Origin of the sequence: Micromonospora sp. KC213 (assembly GCF_004348325.1) — a bacterium.
In the GTDB taxonomy this organism is placed as follows: domain Bacteria; phylum Actinomycetota; class Actinomycetes; order Mycobacteriales; family Micromonosporaceae; genus Micromonospora.
This window is the reverse complement of sequence record NZ_SMKF01000040.1, coordinates 1-21,473: the sequence shown is the minus strand read 5'-3', so window position 1 is coordinate 21,473 and position 21,473 is coordinate 1. Positions and strand designations below refer to the sequence as shown.

Below are 21,473 nucleotides of genomic sequence, written 5' to 3'. Positions count from 1 at the left end.
TATTGCCCGCCGCCCGCACACCGACGTCCGGCGCTACCGGCCGGCGCGAGCGACGCGCGGCGAGCGGCGGAGGGTTGGCGACCGGCAGCGGTAGCGGGTCAGGCTGCCCGGCGGCGGTGTGCCGGACGGGCCGGGCGGCTCTCGTCAGCCAGCACCTGCACGTCGAACCCGGCACGGGCGAAGACCTCGACCGCTCGGATCTCGGCGGGACCCAGATCAGCGGACGGGTCGTCGAGCAGAGCGGTCACCAGACATCCGGCACAGCCGGCACCTCGCACCCTGCATCGATCGCAGTCGATGAGCATCACGCCTCCTGAGTCAACCCGACTGTCGGGCGGAACCCTTCGCCACCACCCGACCACTCTCAGCGACCCGGACACTACCTCGCAGCTACGACAGAACCGCCCAAGCCACTCGATCATGAGGTTGAGGACCGTGAACCGGACCAACCACCCGGCCGGCTTCGTGATCAACGACCAACGGCCCCGGCCGGCTTCGTGATCGACATGGCCGGTGGGGGCGGGGTCAGCAGCGGGCGAGGCGGCGGAGCAGCGAGTCGGCTCCCAGCGGGTACGCGCCGTGTCGGCGGACGCCGTCGGCGACCTCGCGGTCGGAGGAGACCACCACCACCGGCCGCCCCGCCGGCTCGGCCCGGACCAGCCGGCGGATCAGCTCGTCTGCGGTCTCCCCCTTGCGGCTGAACAGCACCCGTACGCCGCGCGGCGTCGGGGGCAGTCCGTGCATCCGCTCGGCGCCGTCGAACACGACGGTGACCTCGTCGCCGGTCTGCGCGGCGATCCCGCCCAGGCCGCTGATCAGCCGTTTGCGCTGCTGTTCGAGGGACATCTCACCGAAGCCGCGCTTGGTGACGTTGTAGCCGTCGACCACCAGGTGCGCCTTGGGCAGGGCGAGCAGCTGGTCCAGGCGGGCCGGGTCGTCGGTGTCCCGGGCGCGGGCCGCCGGACCGGAGGCGGCGGCCGCGGCCGGGTTCTCGGCGAACGCGTCGGCGACGAAGTCGGCGGGCAGCTTGTCGACCGGGTCCAGGGCCAGTTCGCGGCGCAGCCCCACGGCCGCCTGCCCGATCGTCTCCAACAACAGCCAGAGCCGGGCGTCGTCGACGGAGCGCGCCTCCTTGGCGCTGGCCCGGGCGACGCCGGCCGCCGCCTCGGCCTCGGCGAGTCGGGCCCGCGCCCGGCGCAGCTCGGCGTCGGCGTCGGCGGCGGCCCGGGCGGCCCGCCCACGTTCGGTGGCCAACAGGTCGCCGGCCCGGCGCTCCCGCGCCTGGGTTTCCCGCAGCGTCCGGTTGAGCTGCCGGTTCTCCTCCCGCAACTGACCCAGTTCCTCGCGTACCCGGGCCAGCTCGTCGCGGAGCTTCTCCGCCTCGACCCGGGCCACCGCCCGGTCATGCTCGGCCCGGGCGGCCCGCTGCTCGGCCTCGCGGACCAGTTCGGCGACGACCGCGCTGTCCGCCTCGGCGCGTACCGCGGCCCCGCTGGCCTCGATCAGCTCCCGCCAGCCCCGGGGCCGGGCCAGGTACGCCAGGGCGGCCACCTCGACCGGATCGGCGGCGGCCGGTGCGGTGCCCGCGACGACGGCGGCCCCCAGGTCACCGGCGTCGGCGAGCACCCGGGCGGTCACCCGCTGTCGGAACAGCGGATCGCCGGTGAGCTGGGCCGCGATCGCCGGGGCGCCCAGCCGGGCCCGGCGGTTCGGGGCGAACTTGGCCACCCGGCGCAGCGGCACCGGCACCTCGTCGGCGGGCAGGCCGGGCAGCACCGCGGCGGTCAGGGCGACGATGCGCTGTCGGACCGGCTCGGGCAGGGTCGGCTCCGGTTCGGGTGCCCCCACAGCCGGGTCGACGCCGGCCTCGGGCGCGGCGGCTGACGACCCCTCCTCGGGGAGGTGGTCGTCGTACGGCTCGGTGAGGGGCATGTGGCAAGTCTCCCACCGCGACCGGGCCCACCGCCCGGTGAGTGAGCCGATCTCTCATCCTATCCCGTGATGACTGGCGGGGCGGATGTGCCGGGAGTGTCGGACCGCCCGGTTACGGTGCGACCGTGGCACCTGGGGAGTACGTCCAGCAGACGCTGGCCGGTCTGGATCCGTCGGCCGGTGCCGGGGTCGACCCGGCGCTGCCGCTCTACGCGACCACCTTCGTCGTGGTCGACCTGGAGACCACCGGCGGCGCGCCGGACGGCGGCGGAATCACCGAGATCGGCGCGGTCAAGGTGCGCGGCGGCGAGGAGCTGGGGGTGCTGGCCACCCTGGTCAACCCCGGCGTGCCGATCCCGCCGTTCATCACCGTGCTGACCGGCATCACCCAGGCCATGCTGGTCCCCGCCCCACCGATCGAGCAGGTCCTGCCGAGCTTCCTGGAGTTCGTCGCCGACGCCGTGCTGGTGGCTCACAACGCCCCCTACGACGTGGGCTTCCTGAAGGCGGCCTGTGCCCGGCACGGCTACCGCTGGCCCAACCCCCGGGTGCTGGACACGGCGGCGCTGGCTCGGCGGGTGCTGACCCGCGACGAGGTGCCCAACCGCAAGCTCGGCACCCTCGCGGCCTACTTCCGCACCGCCACCCGGCCCACCCACCGCGCGCTGGACGACGCGAAGGCCACGGTGGACGTGCTGCACGGTCTGATCGCCCGGCTGGGCGGGCACCGGGTCGACACGGTCGGCGAGGCGATCGAGTTCGCGAAGGCGGTCACCCCCACCCAGCGACGCAAACGGCACCTCGCCGAGGGGCTGCCCAAGGCTCCGGGGGTGTACGTCTTCCGCGCCGCCGACGACCGGCCGCTCTACGTCGGCACCTCCGGCGACATCGCCACCCGGGTGCGTAGCTACTTCACCGCCGCCGAGAAGCGGGCCCGGATGTCGGAGATGCTGGCGGCGGCCGAGCGGGTCGAGGCGGTGGAGTGCGCGCACTCGCTGGAGGCGGAGGTCCGTGAGCTGAGGTTGATCGCCGCGCACGCTCCGCCGTACAACCGCCGGTCGAAGTTCCCCGAGCGGATGGTGTGGCTCAAGCTGACCGACGAGGCGTACCCGCGGCTGTCGGTGGTGCGCGCCCTCTCCCCCACCGACACCGCCTACCTGGGGCCGTTCCGTTCCCGACAGGCCGCCGAGCTGGCGGCGGCCGGGTTCCACGACGCCGTGCCACTGCGCCAGTGCACCCACCGGCTCTCGCTGCGCACGGTCACGCCGGCCTGCGCGCTGGCCGAGCTGGGTCGCTGCCCGGCGCCCTGCGAGCACCGGATCACCCCCGACGAGTACGACCACCGCGCCGCCGCGCCGTTCCGCACCGCGACCACCAGCGATCCGCAACCCGTGGTCGAGGCCCTGCTCGCCCGGATCGCCACCCTGGCGACCGCCCAGCGCTACGAGGAGGCCGCGGTGGTGCGGTCCCGGCTGGCCGCCGTGCTGCGGGCGACCGTGCGGATGCAACGGCTCGCCGCGCTGACCCGGATCGCCGAGCTGGTCGCCGCCCGGCCCGCCGCCGGCGGTGGTTGGGAGCTGGCGCTGGTGCGGCACGGTCGGCTCGCCGGTGCCGGGGTGTCCCCGCCCGGTGTCCACCCGCGGCCGACGATCTCCGCCATCCGGGCCACCGCCGAGACGGTGCCGCCCGGGCACGGGCCGGTGCCCCGCGCGTCGGCCGAGGAGACCGAGCGGATCCTGTCCTGGTTGGAACGACCGGAGACCCGGCTGGTGGAGATGTCGTCCGAGTGGTCGTCACCGGTGGCCGGTGCTGCCCGGTTCCGTGACCTTCTGGCGAAGGCCGAGAACGGCGGGTCCTCCCAACTCTCGACCGAACGCTCATGAGCAAGTGACCGATCGGACGACGCCGACTCACTTAGGCTGTTAAGGGAGTGCAGTCCTGCCCGTTTCGTGGGCCTGCTTCCGGTTGCCGGGGACGGTGGCCGCGGAGCCGGGGTGAGGAGGTGTCCCTCGTGGACGTCGACGCCGGGCACGGCGCCGCCCTGGGGGGCGCGCTCCCGACACAGCCGGGAGAGCTGCCGCTGACGCGCCGGCTGCGGTCGTTGCTCACCTGGCCGACCAACGACACCGACCCGGTCAGCCAGCTCGTCCGCAGTCACCGCAGCATCCATCCCAGCGCCGATCCCGCCGTGCTGCGCCGGGCGTACACGATCGCGGAGAACATGCACCGCGGCCAGTTCCGTAAGAGCGGCGAACCGTACATCACCCATCCGCTGGCGGTCGCCGAGATCTGCGCCGACCTCGGCATGGACACCACCACACTGGTCGCCGCGCTGCTGCACGACACGGTGGAGGACACCCGATACACCCTCCAGGCGCTCGCCGAGGACTTCGGCGGCGAGGTGGCCCACCTGGTCGACGGGGTGACCAAGTTCGACAAGGCGTTCTACGGCAAGGCCGCCGAGGCCGAGACGATCCGCAAGATGATAATCGCGGCCGGCAAGGACGTCCGGGTCCTGATCATCAAGCTGGCCGACCGGCTGCACAACATGCGTACCCTCGGGGTCCGTTCCGCCGCGTCCCGGGAACGGATCGCCCGCAAGACCCAGGAGGTGCTCGTCCCGCTCTGCGACCGGTTGGGCATCCAGACCCTCAAACGCGAGCTGGACGACGTGGTGCTGCTGCACCTGGCGCCCGACGAGCACGCCCGGATCGCCCGGCACGTGCACGACCGGCCAGGCTGGGAGGCGTACCTCGACCACGTGGTCGCCCAGGCGAAGGCGGCGCTGCGGCGCAGCCGGGTCGACGCCGAGGTCAGTCCGCGTCCCCGGCACCTCTACTCGATCTGGAAGGACACCGTCGCCGGCGGGCACGCCACGCCGTTCGACCTGCCCCGCATCGTGATCGTGGTGGACGGCCCACCCACCGACTGTTACGCGGCCCTCGGCGCGATGCACGGCCGGTGGCGTCCCGTCCCCGGCCGGTTCAAGGACTTCATCGCCTCCCCGAAGAACAACCTCTACCGATCCCTGCACACCAGCGTCTGTGGTCCGCAGGACCGCACGGTCGAGGTGCTCATCCGTACCCGGGAGATGCACCGCTGGGCCGAGTACGGCATCGCCGCCGACTTCCGTTTCCCCCGCTCCGCCGGCTCCGGATCCGCCAATGCCGACCAGCTGGCCTGGCTGCGCCGGGTGCTTGACTGGGAGCAGGAGGCGCCCGATCCGGCCCAGTTCCTCGAATCGCTGCGCTGCGACCTGGCCGAGGCGCAGATCCAGGTGGTCGCCGACGGTCGGCAGGTGGTGCTCCCGGCCGGGGCGACCCCGGTGGACCTCGCCTACGAACTGGGCACCGATCGCGGCGACCACTGTCTCGCCGCCCGGATCAACGGCCGGCTGGCCCCGCTCTCCTCCGAACTGGATGAGGGCGATGTGGTGGAGATCTTCACCGAGAACGACGCGGAGAGCGGATTCGAGGCCACCGTCGCCCCCCGAGGACCGCGTCGGGAGTGGCTCGGCTTCGTCAAGTCGCCGCACGCCCAGATGCAGATCAACCGCTGGTTCGCCGAGCACACCGCGCCCGGCATCTCGATAGCCGACAAGGTACGCCTGGGTCGGGCGACCATCGGCCTGGCGCTGCGCAAGCACAACCGAGGGCTGGCCAGCGACCTGCCGCTGCTGCGGCTCTCCGAGGAACTGGGCTACCCCGACCTGGAGACCCTCCTGGTGGCGGTCTTCGACCGGGCGGTCGAGCCGGACACCGTGGTGCAGCAGCTCATCGACCTCGTCGACCACCGGCAGTGAGCACCCGCCCGGCCACGGTCGACGGGCCAGGGTGGGGGCTGGCATGACGGGGTGGGCCCGACGGCCTAGCCTGGACCCATGATCCCCCGCTCGCGCGCCACCGGACGGGCCGTCGCCTACAAGGTCTTCTACCGGCTGCCGGTGACGATGCGGCGTCGGCTGGTCCGGCTGGCCGTGCCGAAGTACGTCGTCGGTGCGGTCACCCTGGTTCGGGACAGCGAGGCCGAGGGCCCCGGCCGCCTCCTGCTGCTGCGCCAACCGCCCGGCTACAGCTGGACGCTCCCCGCCGGCCTGCTCCAGCGGGCCGAGTCCCCGGTCGTCGGCGCGGCCCGCGAGCTGTACGAGGAGTCCGGCATCCGGCTGCCTCCCGACCGGCTCCGTCCTGCCGTACCGAACGCGCTGGTCCACGCCAAGGGGTGGGTGGACATGGTCTTCGAGGCGGAGGTGCCGGCGTCGACCACGGAGCTGACGGTGGACGGCGCGGAGGTCTTCGAGGCCGCCTGGCACCCGCTGGACGACCTGCCCCGGCTCAGCCGGGCCACCGCCTTCCTCCTCGGCCACTACGGCATCGGTCCGCTGGCAGGGCAGGTCCCGCCCGCCGGCCGGCCTCCGGCGTGACCGGCCCCGCCCGCCCCGCGGAGGCGTATCCGGGGGTCTGCGCGGTGGTGCTCGCCGCCGGCGAGGGCACTCGGCTGCGACCGCTGACCGCGCGGGTGCCGAAGGCGCTCTGCCCGGTCGGCAACGTGCCGCTGCTGGACCGGGCGTTGGCCCGGCTCGCCGGGCTGGGCATGACCGGCCCGGAGCGGGTCGCGGTGAACGCCTGTCACCTCGCCGAGCAGGTGGTCACCCACGTCGGCGACCGGGCTCACCTGTCCGTGGAGCCGGGGGCTCCGCTGGGCACCGCGGGCGGTCTGGGCAACCTGCGGGACTGGATCGACGGACGCGGTGTGCTGGTCGGCAACGCCGACGCCTACCTGTCCGACCCGCACGCCACCCCGGGCCGGGACGTGGCCGCGCTGCTGGACGGCTGGGACGGGCACGTCGTACGGCTGCTGGGCCAACCGGCCGCCGACCCGGCCGCCCCCGGCACCTTCGGTGGCCACGTCTTCACCGGGTTCTCCCTGCTGCCCTGGCGGCTGGTCCGGGCGCTGCCGGCGACCGCCGGCGACCTTGTCCGGGCGGTCTGGCGGCCGGCGGAGGCGGCCGGCGCGTTGGAGGTGGTGACGTACCCGGGAACCTTCTACGACACCGGCACCCCGCGCGACTACCTGGCGGCGAACCTGCACGTCGCCGGCGAGGGCGCGTTGGTCGATCCGGAGGCGACGGTGACCGGCCGGGTACGCCGGGCGGTGGTCGGAGCGGGGGCGGTCGTCCGGGGGGACGTGGAGCGGACGGTGGTCTGGCCGGGCGCGACCGTCGACGCGGGTGAGCGGTTGCGCGACGTGATCCGGGCCGGCGACGGGCTGACCGTCCCGGTCCGCGCCGCCGGGTGAACATCTAGCATGGGCCACGACGTCGACGAACGGAGAATCGTCCAGTGATCACCTCGATCGTCCTGATCGACTGCGCCACCGACTCCATCCCCGAGGTGGCCGAGGCCCTGGCCGCCCTGCCGGGCGTGAGCGAGGTCTACTCGGTGGCCGGGCACGTCGACCTGATCGCCATCGTCCGGGTCCGGGAGTTCGACCAGATCGCCGAGGTCATCGCCGGCCGCATCTCCAAGGTCCCCGGGGTGATCAACACAGAGTCGCACATCGCGTTCCGCGCGTACTCCCAGCACGACCTCGAGGAGGCGTTCGCAATCGGCCTCGCGAACGCCGACTGATCTGCCGGATTCCGCGCGCAGGCCGGCTCGCCCCGGAGGGCGGGCCGGCCTGCGACGTACCCGGACGTCAGCTGTTGTTCGGATCGGGCGTCTCGGTGGTGCCGCCCGGAGCCGGCGACTCGGTGGTACCACCCGGAGCGGGCGTTTCGGTGCCGGTGCCGCCCGGAGCCGGCGTGGTGGCACCCGGGGTCGCGGTCGCGGTGCCGGTGGCCTGCGGGACCGGGATGCCCAGCTGCTGGGCCAGGGCCACCAGTTCGTCGTAGTGGGCCTGCAGGACCGGCAGCGCCTCCTGGGCCAACTGAATCACCGACTGCTCGGAACCCTGCGAGATCTCGGTCTGGGTGGCCTGGATGGCCTGGACGTGCCCGGCCAGCTGGGCGGTCACCCACGCCCGGTCGAACTCGGCGCCGTTGAGCCCGTCCAGCCGGTCGATGACCTGCTGCTGGTCGGCGGTGGGCTCGTTCGGCAGGGTCACGTTCAGCTGCTGCGCGGTGCTCTGCACCGTCTGGTCCAGCTGGGTGTGGTCGGTCTTGAACATCTCGCCAAGCCGCTTGACGTCGGCGTTCTGGCCCTTCTGCTGGGCCAGTTCACCCGTCGTGATCTCGAACAGGTTCACCTGGTGCAGCGCCTGCAGGTACTGGGTGTCCTGCTGTGACGGTTGCGCCGCTGCCTGCGTCGCCGCCGCCGGTGCCAGGCCGACCAGCACCAGGGCGGCCAGTAGTCCCAGACGTTTGATACCCGACATCTTTCCCCTCCCCGTTTCCGTTGGACCGCGCACGGATACCCGCCTGACGGGGGTTATTCCCGCGCTGTCACCCGGAGGTGGCCAGGTCGCCGGGCGTCCGGTGAAACGGACGTGGCGCCCGCCGGAGGCTTCCGGCGGACGCCACGGTGGCAGGAGGGACGATCAGCGGCGGCCCTCGCCGCTGCCAATCTCCTCGCGCTCGGTGCGGGGCTCGACCGGCGGATGACCCGGCGACACCGGCGCTTCGGCCGGCTTCTCGATCGGGTAGAAGAAGCCCCGGATCGCCGGGCCGAGCGCCCCGAGCCGGTTCATCTTCTTCGGCACCACCCAGCCGACGTAGTCCAGTTCCGCGTGGCCGTCACCGGAAGCCAGTGGCTGGTGGACCTCCACGAACCGGCCGTCGGGCAGGCGGCGGATGATCCCGGTCTCCACGCCGTGGGCCAGCACCTCCCGGTCGTGCTGCTGAAGACCGAGGCAGAGCCGGTACGTGACGTAGTAGGCCACCGGCGGGGCGATCAGCAGACCGATCCGACCCGCCCAGGTCATCGCGTTGAGGCTGATCTGGAACTTGTCCGCGATCACGTCGTTGGCGCCCGAGAGCGTCAGCACCACGAAGAAGGCCAGGGCCATCGCGCCGGCCGCGGTCCGGGCCGGAACGTCCCGGGGACGCTGCAACAGGTTGTGGTGCTTGCGGTCCTTGAGGTGCCGGGCCTCCAGGAACGGGTACGCCAGGGAGATCCCCACCAGGATGCCGGGCAGCACCACCGTCGGCCAGAACAGCGGCGGGATGACGTACCCGTCGCCGATCGGGATGTGCACCTCCCAGGCCGGCATGAGGCGGGTCGAGCCGTCGAGGAACATGACGTACCAGTCGGGCTGGCTGGCGGCCGAGACCACCCACGCCTCGTACGGGCCGAAGTACCAGATCGGGTTGATCTGGAACAGGCCGCCCATCAGCGCGATCACGCCGAAGACGACCATGAAGAAGCCGCCCTGCTTGAGCGCGTACCGCGGGAACATCCGCTCGCCGACGACGTTCTCGTTGGTCCGGCCGGGGCCGGGCCACTGGGTGTGCTTCTGCTTGAACACCAGGCCCAGGTGGACACCGATCAGCGCGAGCAGCAGACCCGGGATGAGCAGCACGTGGGCGATGTAGAACCGGCTGATGATGATGGTGCCGGGGAACTCCCCGCCGAAGATGGACGAGGTCAGCCAGGAGCCGATCACCGGGATCGACAGCATGATCGCCGAGGCGATCCGCAGTCCGGTGCCGGACAGGCCGTCGTCCGGCAGCGAGTAGCCGGTGAAGCCGGCCAGGAACCCGACCCAGAACAGCAGCGAACCGATGATCCAGTTCGTCTCCCGCGGCTTGCGGAACGCGCCGGTGAAGAAGACCCGGAGCATGTGCACCACGATCGAGGCCATGAACAGCAGCGCCGACCAGTGGTGCATCTGACGCATGATCAGACCACCGCGGACGTCGAAGGAGATGTCCAGGCTGGAGGCGTACGCGGCGGACATCGGCGTACCCCGCAGCGGGGCGTAGCTGCCGTTGTAGACCACCTCGGTCATCGCCGGCTCGAAGAAGAAGGTCAGGAAGACACCGGTCAGCAGCAGCACGACGAACGAGAAGAGCGCGATCTCGCCGAGCAGGAAGGACCAGTGGTCGGGGAAGACCTTGTTGAGCAGCTTGCGCAGCGGGGTGGCCACCTGGAAGCGGTCGTCCACCGCACCGGCGGTCTTGGCCGGCACCGCTGCTACGTCAAACTTTCGGCGCTTCATGGCCGCTCCCAGAAGTCGGGGCCGACGGTTTCGGTGTAGTCGGACTTCGCCACGAAGAAGCCCTCTTCGTCCACCTCGATCGGCAGCTGCGGCAGCCGACGGCTGGCCGGACCGAAGACGGGCCGGGCGTTGTCGGTGATCAGGAACTGCGACTGGTGGCACGGGCAGAGCAGGCGGTTGGTCTGCTGCTCGTACAGGCTCGCGGGGCAGCCGGCGTGGGTGCAGATCTTCGAGAACGCGGCGTAGTTGCCCCACATGTAGTCCTCGTGGCCCACCCGGGCGTTGGCCTCACGGGAGGCGACCGCGTCGGACTCACGCAGGTGGATCAGCAGCGTCGGCGAGTCGGCGTGCCGGTTGCTCACGCCGTGCGAGATGCCGGGGAAGACGGTGAGCTGGCCACCGGCGCTGATGTCGGCCGGGCGGATCGGCCGGCCGTCCTCGCGGACCAGCCGGACCTTGTGGCCGTCGGCCGGCGCGAAGCCGGTGGTGAACATCTGGTTGTTCTCGTGCGGCTGCTTGATCAGGCCACCGACCAGCGGGGCCGCGGCGACCGCGCCCACCGGCAGCAGGCCGGCGACCAGGGAGACGCCGAGCAACGGCCGCCGCCGCACGCCCATCTCCTCGGCCAGGTACAGCATGGTCTCGCCGGTGATCTTCCGGTCCTCGGCCGTGCCGGGCCCGTCGTGCCGGCCCTGGATCGAGACCTCCTTCGGCAGCAGCTTCTTGCCCCAGGTGAGGATGCCGAAGCCGATGCCGAGCAGGGCGACGCCCAGGGTCAGACCGAGCAGCGGGGTGTAGTACTTGTCGCCGCCCCGGCCGGGGTGCCACTGCCACGGCCACCAGATGTAGATGATCAGGAAGGCGGTCGCGGCCAGGCCGGTGAGCAGGAAGAACGACGCGACCGTACGGGTCATCCGGCGTTCGGCCTTGCTGCCCGGGACGACCTGCGGCTCGTAGTGGACGATCTCGATGTCGTCCCGGCGCGCGCCCTCCTGGACGATGTCGAAGCGGGACACCCGGGGGTCCAGCACGTCGAGCGGCTGCCGGCCCTGCGGGGCCTGGTGCTCGGTGTGGGTGCTCATGCCGTCACCTCGCTACGGGTGGTGCCACAGCCCGGCACCACAGCAGTGAAACGAATGATCCGCTCGGTCACGACTTGCCTGCAATCCACAGGCTCGCGAAGACCAGCGCGACAAGGCCGACCAGGAAGATCGCCAGACCCTCGGTCGACGGGCCGTACCGGCCCAGGTTGAAACCGCCCTGGTCCTGGTCGTGCTTGAGGGTCTCCTGGATGTAGGCGATGATGTCCGCCTTCTGCTCCGGAGTGATCTGGTTGTCACCGAACACCGGCATGTTCTGCGGGCCGCTCAGCATGGCGGCGTAGATCTGCCGGTCGCTGGCCGGGCGCAGGCTCGGAGCGAACTTGCCGGAGGAGAGCGCGCCGCCGCCACCACCGAAGGCGTGGCACTGCGAGCAGTTGATCCGGAACAGCTCACCACCGGTGGCCAGGTCGGCGCCCCGGCGCAGGTCACCCTCGGGGACCTCGGGACCGCCGCCGAGTTCCTGGATGTACTGGGCGAGCTGATCCACCTGGTCGGCGGTGAAGACCGGGGGCTTGCGCATGGCCTGGGCCTCCTGGCGGGCCATCGGCATGCGGCCGGTGCTGACCTGGAAATCCACCGAAGCGGCACCGACACCGATCAGGCTCGGGCCACGACCCTCGACACCCTGGGCGTTGCGACCGTGGCAGGTCACGCAGCTCACGTCGAACAGCGCCTTGCCCTCGGCCGCGGCGCTGGTCAGCGGCGGGTTCTCCTGCGCCTGCACGCCGGGGGCGAAGACGGTGTAGGCGCCGCCGGCCAGCGTCAGCGCGGCGATCAGCCGGAGCGCGGCACCCAGCCGGCGGCGGCCCCTGCTGCGCGCTGCGGGCCGCCCACGCAGCCGCGCGAGCAGACCGCGTCGGCGGTCGTTGTCAGAAGTCATGACCTGTGTCCTTAACCGGTTGGACCTTGTCTCAGGGGACGGAGCAGCGGCGCGGTTCGTGACGCGCCAAGATCACTGAAGCCAGTAGATCATGCCGTAGAGCCCGATCCACACGACGTCGACGAAGTGCCAGTAGTACGACACGACGATCGCCGAGGTCGCCTGCGCCGGGGTGAACCGGCCCATGGTCGTGCGGATCATGAAGATGACGAAGGCGACGAGACCGCCGGTCACGTGCAGGCCGTGGAAGCCGGTGGTCAGGTAGAACATCGACCCGTACCCGTCTGCGTTGATCTTCACGCCCTCGTGCACCAGCTCGCGGTACTCGTTCACCTGGCCGAGGACGAAGATCAGGCCCATCACGAAGGTGATCGTGAACCAGCGCCGCAGGGCGTGGACGTCACCCTTCTCGGCCGCGAAGACACCGAGCTGGCAGGTGATCGACGAGAGCACCAGGATCACCGTGAACGTCGTCGCGTACGGGATGTTCAGGTGCGGGGTGTGCTCCGCCCACTGCTCGGGTGCCGCCGCGCGGATCGAGAAGTACATGGCGAACAGCGCCGCGAAGAACATGAGTTCGCTGGAGAGCCACACGATCGTCCCGACGCTGACCATGTTGGGTCGGGTCAGGGAGTGGATCCGGCTCTTGTCAATGGCTGGGGCCGCAGTCACGCGGTCATTATTGCCGTTGACCGGCGCGGGCGATCAGCGGGGGGCCAAACCCAGGTCACGGATGGCCCGATCGTGAAGGTCCGGTTCGCCTGGCCTAGCCTGAAAAGCGTGCTGCACGTCGATTCGATCTTCGCCGCCGCCTCGGCGGGCCCCGCCGACACGCCGGCCTCCGGGGGCGACGGTACCCTCCCGCCGTTCACCGTCGCCCGGGTCTTCACCGAGATCCGGCTCGACAGCTGGCTCACCCTCGGCCTGCTGCTGGCCGCCGGTCTCTACCTCTACGGCGTCCACCGGCTGCGGCTGCGCGGAGACCGCTGGCCGGCGGTCCGGACGGTCTGCTTCCTCGGCCCGGGACTCGGCGGCATCGCGGCGGTCACGCTCAGCGGGCTGGGCGCGTACGACACCACGCTGCTGTCGGTGCACATGGTCCAGCACATGGTGCTCTCCATGGTCTCGCCGATCTTCCTGGCGCTGGGCGCGCCGATCACCCTCGCCCTGCGTACGCTGCCGGTCCGCCCACGCAAGCGGCTGCTGGCGATCGTGCACAGCCGGATCGCCAGGATCTACAGCTTCCCGCTGGTGGCGTTCGCCATCTTCGTGGTGAACCCGTTCGCGCTGTACTTCACCGACCTCTACCGCTACACGCTGGAGCACGCCTGGGCACACGAGCTGGTGCACGCGCACTTCATCGCCACCGGCTGCGTGTTCTTCTGGCCGCTGCTCGGCCTCGATCCGCTGCCCGGGCGCTGGCCGTACCCGGCCCGGGCGCTGTTGATGGTGCTCTCGGTGCCGTTCCACACCGTGCTCGGGCTGACCGTCATGCAGAGCACCACCCTCTTCGGCGGCGACTGGTACCCCTCGCTGCGGCTGTCCTGGTCCGACCCGTGGAGCGACCAGGTGGTGGCCGGTGGGGTGCTCTGGGCCGGTGGCGAGTTCGTCAGTGTGACCATGCTCGCGGTGTTGGTCCTGCAGTGGGTCCGGCAGTCCGAGCGGGAGGCCCGCCGACTCGACCGTGAGCTGGACCGCCAGGAGGCCCGCGACCGCGCCGCCCAGGCCGCCGCGTCCGGACCCGCCACCGCCGACGTCCCGGCCGGTCCCGCGACCCCGGCCTGAGCCACCGCAGGACTGCGGCCCGGCGGCCCGGCCCGGGGCGCCCCGACCGCCCCGGGAGCCCGGCCGAAGGCCGTTCGGCGCCGCGTCCGGACACCCCGGCCCGCCGGTGGTGGGCGGGATGTCGGGTGCGCCACACCGGGCGGTACGATCGCCTGCGGCAGCTACGAGGTGGGAGCCAGTCCAGCGATGAGCGATCGTGAGTGCACCGTCCTGCTCTACAGCGACGACCCGCAGGTCCGTGACCGGATGCGGCTGGCCGTCGGCACCCGCCCGGCGCCGGGCCTACGGGTCGAGTTCGTCGAGGCGTCCGACTACGCGCAGTGCGTCCGGCTGGTCGACGAGTACCAGGTCGACCTGATGCTCCTCGACGGCGAGGCCAGCCCGGGCGGCGGCATCGGCATCGCCCGCCAGATCAAGGACGACCGGGACGACGCCCCACCGACCTGCGTGGTGATCGCCCGGGCGGCCGACCGGTGGCTCGCCGCGTACGCCGAGGTCGACGCCACGCTGGTGCACCCGCTCGACCCGGTGACCACCGGCGCCACGGTCGCCGACCTGCTGCGTACGCACGCCGCCGCCTGACCGACGAGGCCGGCGCACCCGGCGCCCACGGTGACGGGCGACGGGACCGGTCCACCCGCATTCCACGCCTGCTCGGGAGGCCCATCATGGGCGAACGGACCTGGCCGCTGCTGCTCACCGCGCTGCTGCGCGGCGAGGAGCTCTCCACCGCCGACACCGCCTGGGCGATGGGCGAGATCATGACCGGCGCGGCCGGCCCGGCCCAGATCGCCGGCTTCGCGGTGGCGCTGCGGGCCAAGGGTGAGACCCCCGCCGAGCTGGCCGGACTGGGCGAGGCGATGCTGGGCCGCGCGGTCGAGGTGGCCCTCCCCGAGGCACTGCGCCGCACGGCGGTGGACGTGGTGGGCACCGGCGGTGACCTCGCCCACACGGTGAACATCTCCACGATGACCGCGCTGGTCGTCGCCGGCGCCGGCGTGCCCGTGATCAAGCACGGCAACCGAGCCGCCTCCTCCTCCTGCGGCGCCGCCGACCTGCTGGAGTTCCTCGGCCTCCCGCTGGACCTGGCGCCCGAGCAGGTCGCCCGCTGCGTCACGGAGGCCGGCATCGGCTTCTGCTTCGCCCCCCGGTTCCACCCGGGCATGCGGCACGCCGGGCCGGTCCGACGCGAGGTCGGGGTGCCCACCTTCTTCAACTTCCTCGGACCGCTGACCAACCCGGGCCGCCCCCGGGCCGGCGCGGTCGGTTGCTTCGACGCCCGGATGGCCCCGGTGATGGCCGCCGTCTTCGCCGCCCGGGGCGACTCGGTGATGGTGCTGCGCGGCGAGGACGGGCTGGACGAGTTCACCACCGCAGCGCCGACCCGCGTCTGGGTCGCCCAGCAGGGCGCCGTCCGGGAGGCGGTGCTGGATGCGGCGGACCTCGGGGTGCCCCGAGCCGCCCTGACCGACCTGCGCGGCGGCGACCCGGCACGCAACGCCGAGGTGACCCGCCGGCTGCTGGCCGGCGAGACCGGCCCGGTACGCGACGCGGTCCTGGTGAACGCCGCCGCCGCCCTGTCCACCCAGGGCCCGCTCGACGGCGACCTGACCGAGGCGCTGCGGTCCGGGATGGACCGGGCCGCCGAGTCGATCGACTCCGGGGCTGCCGCAGCCGTGCTGGACCGCTGGATCGGTCTCGCCCGCGCCCTCTGACGCCCGTACGCCTGGGTTGAGCCGGACGTCGTGCCGGAAGTGTCGGAGGGGCGTGCGAAACTACACGGGAGTAATTTTCCGTTTTCAACCGATGGCGGCGATGTCCGTCGGTAGACACCGGAATGAGAGGAGACGCCCGTGTCGGAGCGCGAACTGTACTGCGACGCCTGCGAGGGCGTCCGGCCGTTCGAGACGCCGCCCTGCGCGGACGGGCACGGCCCTGACTGCCCCGAACTCGTCTGCACCGGCTGCGGTACGGCGCTGCTGGTCGCCACCATCGCCGTCCGCGCCTCCCGCCTGGCCCCGCAGCGGTGCCGCCGGTTCCCGCACCGCCACGCCGCCTGACATCCGGGCCGCCCGGCCGTCCGACGCCGGCTTCGGATACGAGGCAGGGCCCGACTCCCTGCGGAGTCGGGCCCTGCGGTACGGCGTGCGTCAGTGCTCGGCGGTGCGCCGGGTGCCGGTGTAGTACTCGAAGAGCAGCCCGCACGAGGCGAGAACCACCGCGACCAGACCCACACCCAGCAGCCAGAACTGCCAGTACACCAGGCCCAGGCCGGCCACCGCGGCGGCGAGCGCCAGACCGAACGGCCAGTAGCTGCCCGGGCTGAAGAAGCCGATCTCGCCGGCGCCGTCGGCGATCTCGCCGTCCGGCCGGTCCTCCGGACGCAGGTCGATGCGGCGGGAAACGAACCAGAAGAAGCCACCGCACATCGAACAGAGCAGGAACGACAGCAGCAGGGCCACCGTGCCGACCCACTCGACCTGGCCGGAGTCACCGTACGTCCAGGCGCCGTAGAGGATCGTCGCGCCGAAGAGGAACGCGGCGATGATCAGGAAGATGCGCCACTCGGTCTTCATGCCAGCACCTCAGTTTCCGCCGGTCGAGACGTTGTCGGGGTTGAAGTTGGCGGTGTTGCGCCGCGTCTCGAACGGCGCGGTGGTGACCGCGTACGGCTCCTCACCGATCGCGGTCAGCGCCTCCTGCGTCGACTTGCCGTCCCGCTTCGCGGCGAGGAACTGGTCGAACTGCTCCGGCGAGACCACCCGCAGCTCGAAGTTCATGAAGGCGTGGTAGCTGCCGCAGAGCTCGGCGCACCGGCCGACGTACGCGCCCTCGCTCTCCAGCTTGGAGACCTCGAAGACGTTGCGGATGCTGCCCGGCATGACGTCCCGCTTGAACAGCAGCTCCGGCACCCAGAACGAGTGGATGACGTCGCGGCTGGTCTCCTCGAACCGGATCGACCGACCGGTCGGCAGCACCAGGACCGGGATGACCTCGCTGGTGCCCAGCACGGAGGCCACGGTGTCGGCCTCGCGGCCCTGGCCGTCGCGGTAGTTGAACTGCCAGTTCCACTTGAAGGCGACGACCTCGACCGTCACGTCCGGGTTCTTCGTCGTCCGCACCACGTCGGTCTGCACGACCGCCGTGTAGTAGAAGAGCACCGAGACGATCAGGATCGGCGCGATGGTGTAGAGGAACTCCATCGGCATGTTGTAGCGGGTCTGCACCGGCAGCTCGTTGCCGCGCTTGCGGTAGCGGACCACACACCAGAAGATCAAGCCCCACACGAAGACACCGACCGCGAGGGCGGCGATGCAGGAGGCGATCCACAGGTCGTACATGCGGTGCGACTCGGGCGTGATGCCGCCCTGGGGCCAGCCGAAGCCGTCCACCGCGCGGCCGACGTCACACCCGGTGAGCAGAACCAGCAGCGCAGCTCCGCCGAGACCGAGCCCGGCGAGCCGACCAACACCGCGCCGCCGGCGTCCACCGGCTTGCGGTGCAGCGCTGTCCCGTACGGCCGACGGCCGTACCTCCGAACTCCTTGCGACCACCTGGTCCTGCCTCCCTAGCGCGCCGCGGTCGCTTCTTTCCAGCACCGACGGCAAAGGCGTCACCGACGGTCGCAGATTACTCGACCATGACGGGCTGGACCGTCTTGGGGTCACTGTCCGCCCCCATCGGGGAGATCCCGACGCCGGGCCGCGATAGCGTGGCGGCCGTGAGCCCTACCCCGGTCAACCAGGACATGGCGACCGCCGCGCCCACCCCGGCCCACCAGGACGCGCCTACCCCGGTCTATCTGGACGCGGCCACGGCCGTGCCGCTGCACCCGGTCGCCCGGCAGGCGCTGCTGGCCGCCCTCGACGACGGCTGGGCCGACCCCGCCCGGCTGTACACGCAGGCCCGCCGCGCCCGGCAGCTTCTCGACGCCGCGCGCGAGGCCACCGCGGAGACCCTCGGTGTCCGCGCCGACGAGGTCTCCTTCACCCCCAGCGGTACGACCGCGGCGCACGCGGCCGTGCTCGGCGGCCTGGCGGGGCGGCGGCGGGCCGGAGCGACGCTGGTGCACTCCGCGATCGAACACTCGGCGGTGCTGCACGCCGCCGAGCGGCACGTGGCCGGCGGCGGCACGGCGCACGCCGTGGCGGTGGACCGGCTCGGCCGGCTCGACCTGACCGTCTGGGCCGAGGCGGTGCGTACCCCCGGGGTGGCGCTGGCCGCGTTGATCGCCGCCAGTCACGAGGTGGGCACCGTCCAGCCGGTCGCCGCGGCGGCCGAACTGTGCGCCGGGTCCGGAGTGCCGCTGTACGTCGACGCGGCCCAGGTGGTGGGGCGCACGGCGGTGCCGCAGGGCTGGTCCGTGCTCACCGCCAGTGCCCACAAGTGGGGCGGGCCCCCCGGCGTCGGGCTGCTGGTGGTCCGCAAGGGCACCCGCTGGGAGTCGCCCTGGCCGGCCGACGAGCGGGAGTCGGGGCGTACCCCGGGGGTGCTGAACCTGCCGGCGGTGGTGGCGGCGGCGGCGAGCCTGCGCGCGGCGGCGGCCGACGCGGCAACGCAGGCCGCCCGGCTGACGCCACTGGTCGACCGGATCCGGGCCCGGGTCGCCGCCGAGGTGCCGGACGTGGAGGTGGTCGGCCACCCGACCGACCGCCTTCCCCACCTGGTCACCTTCTCCTGCCTGTACGTCGACGGCGAGGTGCTGCTGCACGCGCTGGACCGGCGCGGCTTCGCGGTCTCCTCCGGTTCCTCCTGCACCTCGTCCACGCTGCGCCCGTCGCACGTGCTGGAGGCGATGGGGGTGCTCTCACACGGCAACGTCCGGGTGTCGCTGCACCGGGAGACCACCGAGGCCGACGTCGAACGGTTCCTGGCCGAACTGCCGGGGATCGTGGCCGGGCTGCGCGCCGAGGCGGGGGTGGTCGGGCTGTGAGCGGGCCGGCGCAGGTACTGGACTGCCGGGGGCAGCGCTGCCCGCTGCCGGTGATCGCGCTGGCCCGCCAGCTGCCCGAGCTGCCGGTCGGCGCGGTGCTGCGGGTGCTCGCCGACGATCCGGCCGCCGCGGTCGACATTCCCGCCTGGTGTCGGATGCGGGGGCAGGAGTTCCTGGCCACCGTGCCGGACGGCCCCGGGTACGACGTCCGCCGCAGCCGGTGAACCGGCCAGATGATCAGGTCAGGTAGCTGAGGATCGCTGGCAGGGGGTCGACGTCCACGGCGGTGTCCACCACCAGACGCGGGCCGATGATCGGCTCGTACTCGGCCCGGCGGACCAGGGTCTGCTCCCAGGTGGGGACGAAGCGGTCCGGCTCGGCCGGCAGCCGGGCCTCGACCCGGCGGCGGTGCTCCGCCACGTCCCCGCAGTGCACCTCGATCACCCGCAGCGGCACCCCGGTCCGCTCGGCCAGGTCGTGCCAGAGCCCCCGGATGCTGGCCACCGGGTTGACCGCGTCGAGCACCACGCTCAGGCCGAGCCCGAGCTGCACCTCGGCGAGCCCCGCCACCGCCTGGTACGCCGCCGTCTCCGGCACGTCACCGACCAGACCGGAGCGGGCCAGCGCCCGCTCGACCGGCTCGACGGGGAGCACGGGCGCCCGCAGGGCCGCGCCGACCCGCCCGGCGAGGGTGCTCTTGCCCACGCCCGGCAGGCCGGCGAACGCGACCAGCACCTGGTCGGCGGGTGCGGCGGTCATGGCAGCAGGTGCGGCCGGACGTCTTCGGCGGCGGCGTCGCCGTACGACTCGGCCAGGCGCTTGACGAACAGGTCGCGGCGCACCTCGTACTCCTGGGTGCCGACCGTCTCCAGCACCAGGGTGGCCAGCAGCGAGCCGACCTGGGCGGCACGCTCCAGACCCAGACCCCAGGACAGCGCGGCGAAGAAGCCGGCGCGGAAGCCGTCCCCCACGCCGGTCGGGTCCACCGCTTTGGTCTCCCGGGCGATCGGCACGTGGATGGTCGGAAAGTCCCGGCCGGCGATCTCCGCGCCGTCCTTGCCGAGCGTGGTGACCCGCACCTTCACCCGGTCGAGCAGCTGCGCGTCGGTCAGGCCGGCCTTGCTCAACAGCAGTGACTTCTCGTAGTCGTTGGTCATCAGGTAGTCGGCCCCGTCGATCAGGCCGAGCACCTGCTCGCCCTCCATCCTGGCGAGCTGCTGGGACGGGTCGGCGACGAAGGCGTAGCCACGCTGCCGGCACTCGGCGGAGTGGCGGATCATCGCCTCGGGATCGTTCGCGCTGACCAACACCAGGTCGAACCCGCCCAGGCGTTGCGCGACCGGGGTCAGCTCGATGTTGCGGGCCTCGCTCATCGCCCCGGCGTAGAAGGAGGCGATCTGGCACATGTCGGTGTCGGTGGTGCAGACGAAGCGGGCGGTGTGCGCCACCTCGCTGACGTGCACGGACTCGCAGTCCACGCCGTGCCGCTCCAGCCACGACCGGTAGTCGGCGAAGTCGGCGCCGACCGCGCCGAGCAGCACCGGCCGCAGCCCGAGCTGGGCCATGCCGAAGGCGATGTTGGCCGCGACCCCGCCCCGCCGGAGCACCAGGTCGTCCACGAGGAACGACAGGGACACCTTGTGCAGTTGGTCGGCGATGAACTGGTCGGCGAAACGACCGGGGAAGCTCATCAGGTGGTCGGTCGCGATCGAGCCGGTCACGGCGATCTTCATGTCAACCCTCGGGGTCGGGAGCACGGCGCGGGTCAGCCTACCGCTCCGGCGACGGCCACGGTCGAGGGTCGGTCAACGAGCCGCCATCGACCGGTTACCCACCCGTCGCCGACGATCCATGATCGACTCAACGGGGCTCACCGGGCGGGAGGAAAGCGCGGGTTGGCGACAATCGGGATGCCTAGTGGCTCCGCATCGGCGGCGAGGGCCCACATGGCGGCGGGGCCGCCTCCGCGAGGGAGGCGGCCCCGCCGTACGGCAGGCGGTCGACTCAGCTGAACGAGTCGCCGCAGGCGCAGGAGTTGCCCGCGTTCGGGTTGTCGATGGTGAAGCCCTGGGCGTCGATCCGGTCGGCGAAGTCGATGGTCGCCCCGGCCAGGTAGGGGGCGCTCATCCGGTCGACGACGACCTCGACGCCGTCGAAGTCGGTGACGACGTCACCGTCGAGCGAACGCTCGTCGAAGAAGAGCTGGTACCGCAGGCCGGAGCAGCCACCGGGCTGCACCGCGACACGGAGCCGCAGGTCGTCGCGGCCCTCCTGCTCGATCAGGGCCTTGACCTTCTGCGCCGCGACGTCGGTGAGGACGACGGAAGTAGGGGCCTTGGCCTCGGTCGACTCGGTCTGCGCTGGCGTGGTCACGTGGAAATCTCCCTGCGCGGTATGGGTCCGGACGCACTGGCCAACAGCGCGCGTCGGCCAGTGATTCCCGGTGTGGTCCAGATCCGATGGTACGCCGCCCGGGCCGTGGTCACCTCAGGTGGCGTGACCGCAGCCCCAGGCAGCCGGCCGGTACGCACCCCACGGCCAGCCGGGCGGAGGTGTCAGCGGCTCCACTGCCGGGCCAGCCGGGCGCCCAGCGCCCGCAGCCCCTCCGCCGGGCGACCCATCGCCGCCGCCACCCCGCCGCGCTCCTCGCCGCCGAAGTGCTCCACCAGGCTGTGCGCCTCGGTGA

Annotated in this window: 23 protein-coding genes; 11 read left to right on the top strand and 12 right to left on the bottom strand. The window is 72.3% G+C overall.

The window, feature by feature from the left end; translation table 11 throughout:
• Positions 1-98: 98 nt before the first annotated feature.
• Together E1166_RS11495 and E1166_RS11490 are read right to left on the bottom strand one after the other, a co-directional pair.
• Positions 99-305 (bottom strand): hypothetical protein, encoded by a 207-nt coding sequence (locus E1166_RS11495; RefSeq protein WP_132338305.1) that lies wholly within the window; start codon positions 303-305, stop codon positions 99-101.
• 220 nt (positions 306-525) lie between these two features.
• Positions 526-1,932 (bottom strand): NYN domain-containing protein, encoded by a 1,407-nt coding sequence (locus tag E1166_RS11490; RefSeq protein ID WP_132338303.1) that lies wholly within the window; start codon positions 1,930-1,932, stop codon positions 526-528.
• Positions 1,933-2,057: 125 nt separating this feature from the next.
• Here E1166_RS11490 and E1166_RS11485 point away from each other — a divergent pair, with 125 nt between their 5' ends.
• The 5 genes from E1166_RS11485 (at position 2,058) to E1166_RS11465 (ending at position 7,559) form a co-directional block, all read left to right on the top strand.
• Positions 2,058-3,815, top strand: a complete 1,758-nt coding sequence (locus tag E1166_RS11485; RefSeq protein WP_132338301.1) for a DEDD exonuclease domain-containing protein — start codon at positions 2,058-2,060, stop codon at positions 3,813-3,815.
• A gap of 128 nt (positions 3,816-3,943) precedes the next feature.
• Complete coding sequence (locus tag E1166_RS11480; protein ID WP_132338332.1) at positions 3,944-5,734, top strand: HD domain-containing protein; 1,791 nt, start codon at positions 3,944-3,946, stop codon at positions 5,732-5,734.
• Between the two features lie 78 nt (positions 5,735-5,812).
• Positions 5,813-6,352, top strand: coding sequence for an NUDIX domain-containing protein (locus tag E1166_RS11475; RefSeq protein WP_132263056.1), 540 nt, complete (start codon positions 5,813-5,815; stop codon positions 6,350-6,352).
• Positions 6,349-7,227, top strand: coding sequence for a sugar phosphate nucleotidyltransferase (locus E1166_RS11470; protein WP_243710307.1), 879 nt, complete (start codon positions 6,349-6,351; stop codon positions 7,225-7,227). The genes E1166_RS11475 and E1166_RS11470 overlap by 4 nt, the downstream gene beginning before the upstream one ends.
• A 44-nt stretch (positions 7,228-7,271) precedes the next feature.
• A complete protein-coding gene (locus E1166_RS11465) occupies positions 7,272-7,559 on the top strand; it encodes an Lrp/AsnC ligand binding domain-containing protein (RefSeq protein ID WP_132263052.1) in 288 nt (95 codons plus the stop codon).
• A gap of 67 nt (positions 7,560-7,626) precedes the next feature.
• Here the strand turns inward: E1166_RS11465 and E1166_RS11460 are convergent, their stop codons facing one another.
• The 5 genes from E1166_RS11460 to E1166_RS11440 all read right to left on the bottom strand — a co-directional run bounded on the left by E1166_RS11460 (position 7,627) and on the right by E1166_RS11440 (position 12,741).
• Complete coding sequence (locus E1166_RS11460) at positions 7,627-8,304, bottom strand: DUF4142 domain-containing protein (RefSeq protein ID WP_132338299.1); 678 nt, start codon at positions 8,302-8,304, stop codon at positions 7,627-7,629.
• 162 nt (positions 8,305-8,466) lie between these two features.
• Positions 8,467-10,086 (bottom strand): cytochrome bc complex cytochrome b subunit, encoded by a 1,620-nt coding sequence (locus E1166_RS11455; protein WP_132338297.1) that lies wholly within the window; start codon positions 10,084-10,086, stop codon positions 8,467-8,469.
• The gene (locus tag E1166_RS11450) at positions 10,083-11,168 is read right to left on the bottom strand and encodes a Rieske 2Fe-2S domain-containing protein (RefSeq protein ID WP_132263046.1); all 1,086 of its coding nucleotides are present in this window, start codon (positions 11,166-11,168) and stop codon (positions 10,083-10,085) included. Before E1166_RS11450 ends, E1166_RS11455 begins: the two co-directional genes overlap by 4 nt.
• A 67-nt stretch (positions 11,169-11,235) precedes the next feature.
• The gene (locus E1166_RS11445) at positions 11,236-12,069 is read right to left on the bottom strand and encodes a cytochrome c (RefSeq protein ID WP_132338295.1); all 834 of its coding nucleotides are present in this window, start codon (positions 12,067-12,069) and stop codon (positions 11,236-11,238) included.
• 72 nt (positions 12,070-12,141) lie between these two features.
• The gene (locus E1166_RS11440; RefSeq protein ID WP_132263041.1) at positions 12,142-12,741 is read right to left on the bottom strand and encodes a heme-copper oxidase subunit III; all 600 of its coding nucleotides are present in this window, start codon (positions 12,739-12,741) and stop codon (positions 12,142-12,144) included.
• 108 nt (positions 12,742-12,849) lie between these two features.
• Here E1166_RS11440 and E1166_RS11435 point away from each other — a divergent pair, with 108 nt between their 5' ends.
• From E1166_RS11435 to E1166_RS11420, 4 genes are all read left to right on the top strand, one after another.
• Positions 12,850-13,854: a cytochrome c oxidase assembly protein gene (locus E1166_RS11435; RefSeq protein ID WP_132338293.1), complete on the top strand. Its 1,005-nt coding sequence runs from the start codon at positions 12,850-12,852 to the stop codon at positions 13,852-13,854.
• 186 nt (positions 13,855-14,040) lie between these two features.
• A complete protein-coding gene (locus tag E1166_RS11430) occupies positions 14,041-14,436 on the top strand; it encodes a response regulator (protein ID WP_132338291.1) in 396 nt (131 codons plus the stop codon).
• 86 nt (positions 14,437-14,522) lie between these two features.
• Positions 14,523-15,569 carry an anthranilate phosphoribosyltransferase gene (trpD, locus tag E1166_RS11425; RefSeq protein WP_132338289.1) on the top strand — a complete coding sequence of 349 codons (1,047 nt, stop codon included), beginning with the start codon at positions 14,523-14,525 and terminating at the stop codon, positions 15,567-15,569.
• Between the two features lie 138 nt (positions 15,570-15,707).
• Complete coding sequence (locus tag E1166_RS11420; RefSeq protein WP_132338287.1) at positions 15,708-15,914, top strand: hypothetical protein; 207 nt, start codon at positions 15,708-15,710, stop codon at positions 15,912-15,914.
• A 90-nt stretch (positions 15,915-16,004) separates the two neighbouring features.
• Here the strand turns inward: E1166_RS11420 and E1166_RS11415 are convergent, their stop codons facing one another.
• Together E1166_RS11415 and coxB are read right to left on the bottom strand one after the other, a co-directional pair.
• Positions 16,005-16,430 (bottom strand): cytochrome c oxidase subunit 4, encoded by a 426-nt coding sequence (locus tag E1166_RS11415; RefSeq protein WP_132263031.1) that lies wholly within the window; start codon positions 16,428-16,430, stop codon positions 16,005-16,007.
• Between the two features lie 9 nt (positions 16,431-16,439).
• The gene (coxB, locus tag E1166_RS11410) at positions 16,440-17,408 is read right to left on the bottom strand and encodes a cytochrome c oxidase subunit II (protein WP_132338285.1); all 969 of its coding nucleotides are present in this window, start codon (positions 17,406-17,408) and stop codon (positions 16,440-16,442) included.
• A 194-nt stretch (positions 17,409-17,602) separates the two neighbouring features.
• Here coxB and E1166_RS11405 point away from each other — a divergent pair, with 194 nt between their 5' ends.
• Positions 17,603-18,787, top strand: a complete 1,185-nt coding sequence (locus E1166_RS11405) for an aminotransferase class V-fold PLP-dependent enzyme (protein ID WP_132338328.1) — start codon at positions 17,603-17,605, stop codon at positions 18,785-18,787.
• On the top strand, positions 18,784-19,011 hold the full coding sequence (locus tag E1166_RS11400) for a sulfurtransferase TusA family protein (protein ID WP_132263026.1): 228 nt from the start codon (positions 18,784-18,786) through the stop codon (positions 19,009-19,011). Before E1166_RS11405 ends, E1166_RS11400 begins: the two co-directional genes overlap by 4 nt.
• Positions 19,012-19,024: 13 nt before the next feature.
• On the opposite strand, the gene E1166_RS11395 is transcribed toward E1166_RS11400, so the two are convergent.
• From E1166_RS11395 to erpA, 3 genes are all read right to left on the bottom strand, one after another.
• Positions 19,025-19,546, bottom strand: a complete 522-nt coding sequence (locus E1166_RS11395) for an AAA family ATPase (RefSeq protein ID WP_132338283.1) — start codon at positions 19,544-19,546, stop codon at positions 19,025-19,027.
• The gene (locus tag E1166_RS11390; protein ID WP_132338281.1) at positions 19,543-20,520 is read right to left on the bottom strand and encodes a carbohydrate kinase family protein; all 978 of its coding nucleotides are present in this window, start codon (positions 20,518-20,520) and stop codon (positions 19,543-19,545) included. Before E1166_RS11390 ends, E1166_RS11395 begins: the two co-directional genes overlap by 4 nt.
• A gap of 271 nt (positions 20,521-20,791) precedes the next feature.
• Complete coding sequence (erpA, locus tag E1166_RS11385) at positions 20,792-21,160, bottom strand: iron-sulfur cluster insertion protein ErpA (RefSeq protein ID WP_091104634.1); 369 nt, start codon at positions 21,158-21,160, stop codon at positions 20,792-20,794.
• Positions 21,161-21,473 lie beyond the last annotated feature (313 nt).

Coding starts and splice junctions, on each gene's coding strand:
- E1166_RS11495 (WP_132338305.1), bottom strand. CDS start 305: ATGCTCATCGACTGCGATCGATGCAGGGTGCGAGGTGCCGGCTGTGCC.
- E1166_RS11490 (WP_132338303.1), bottom strand. CDS start 1,932: ATGCCCCTCACCGAGCCGTACGACGACCACCTCCCCGAGGAGGGGTCG.
- E1166_RS11475 (WP_132263056.1), top strand. CDS start 5,813: ATGATCCCCCGCTCGCGCGCCACCGGACGGGCCGTCGCCTACAAGGTC.
- E1166_RS11460 (WP_132338299.1), bottom strand. CDS start 8,304: ATGTCGGGTATCAAACGTCTGGGACTACTGGCCGCCCTGGTGCTGGTC.
- E1166_RS11455 (WP_132338297.1), bottom strand. CDS start 10,086: ATGAAGCGCCGAAAGTTTGACGTAGCAGCGGTGCCGGCCAAGACCGCC.
- E1166_RS11450 (WP_132263046.1), bottom strand. CDS start 11,168: ATGAGCACCCACACCGAGCACCAGGCCCCGCAGGGCCGGCAGCCGCTC.
- E1166_RS11445 (WP_132338295.1), bottom strand. CDS start 12,069: ATGACTTCTGACAACGACCGCCGACGCGGTCTGCTCGCGCGGCTGCGT.
- E1166_RS11430 (WP_132338291.1), top strand. CDS start 14,041: ATGAGCGATCGTGAGTGCACCGTCCTGCTCTACAGCGACGACCCGCAG.
- trpD (WP_132338289.1), top strand. CDS start 14,523: ATGGGCGAACGGACCTGGCCGCTGCTGCTCACCGCGCTGCTGCGCGGC.
- E1166_RS11415 (WP_132263031.1), bottom strand. CDS start 16,430: ATGAAGACCGAGTGGCGCATCTTCCTGATCATCGCCGCGTTCCTCTTC.
- E1166_RS11405 (WP_132338328.1), top strand. CDS start 17,603: ATGGCGACCGCCGCGCCCACCCCGGCCCACCAGGACGCGCCTACCCCG.
- E1166_RS11395 (WP_132338283.1), bottom strand. CDS start 19,546: ATGACCGCCGCACCCGCCGACCAGGTGCTGGTCGCGTTCGCCGGCCTG.
- E1166_RS11390 (WP_132338281.1), bottom strand. CDS start 20,520: ATGAAGATCGCCGTGACCGGCTCGATCGCGACCGACCACCTGATGAGC.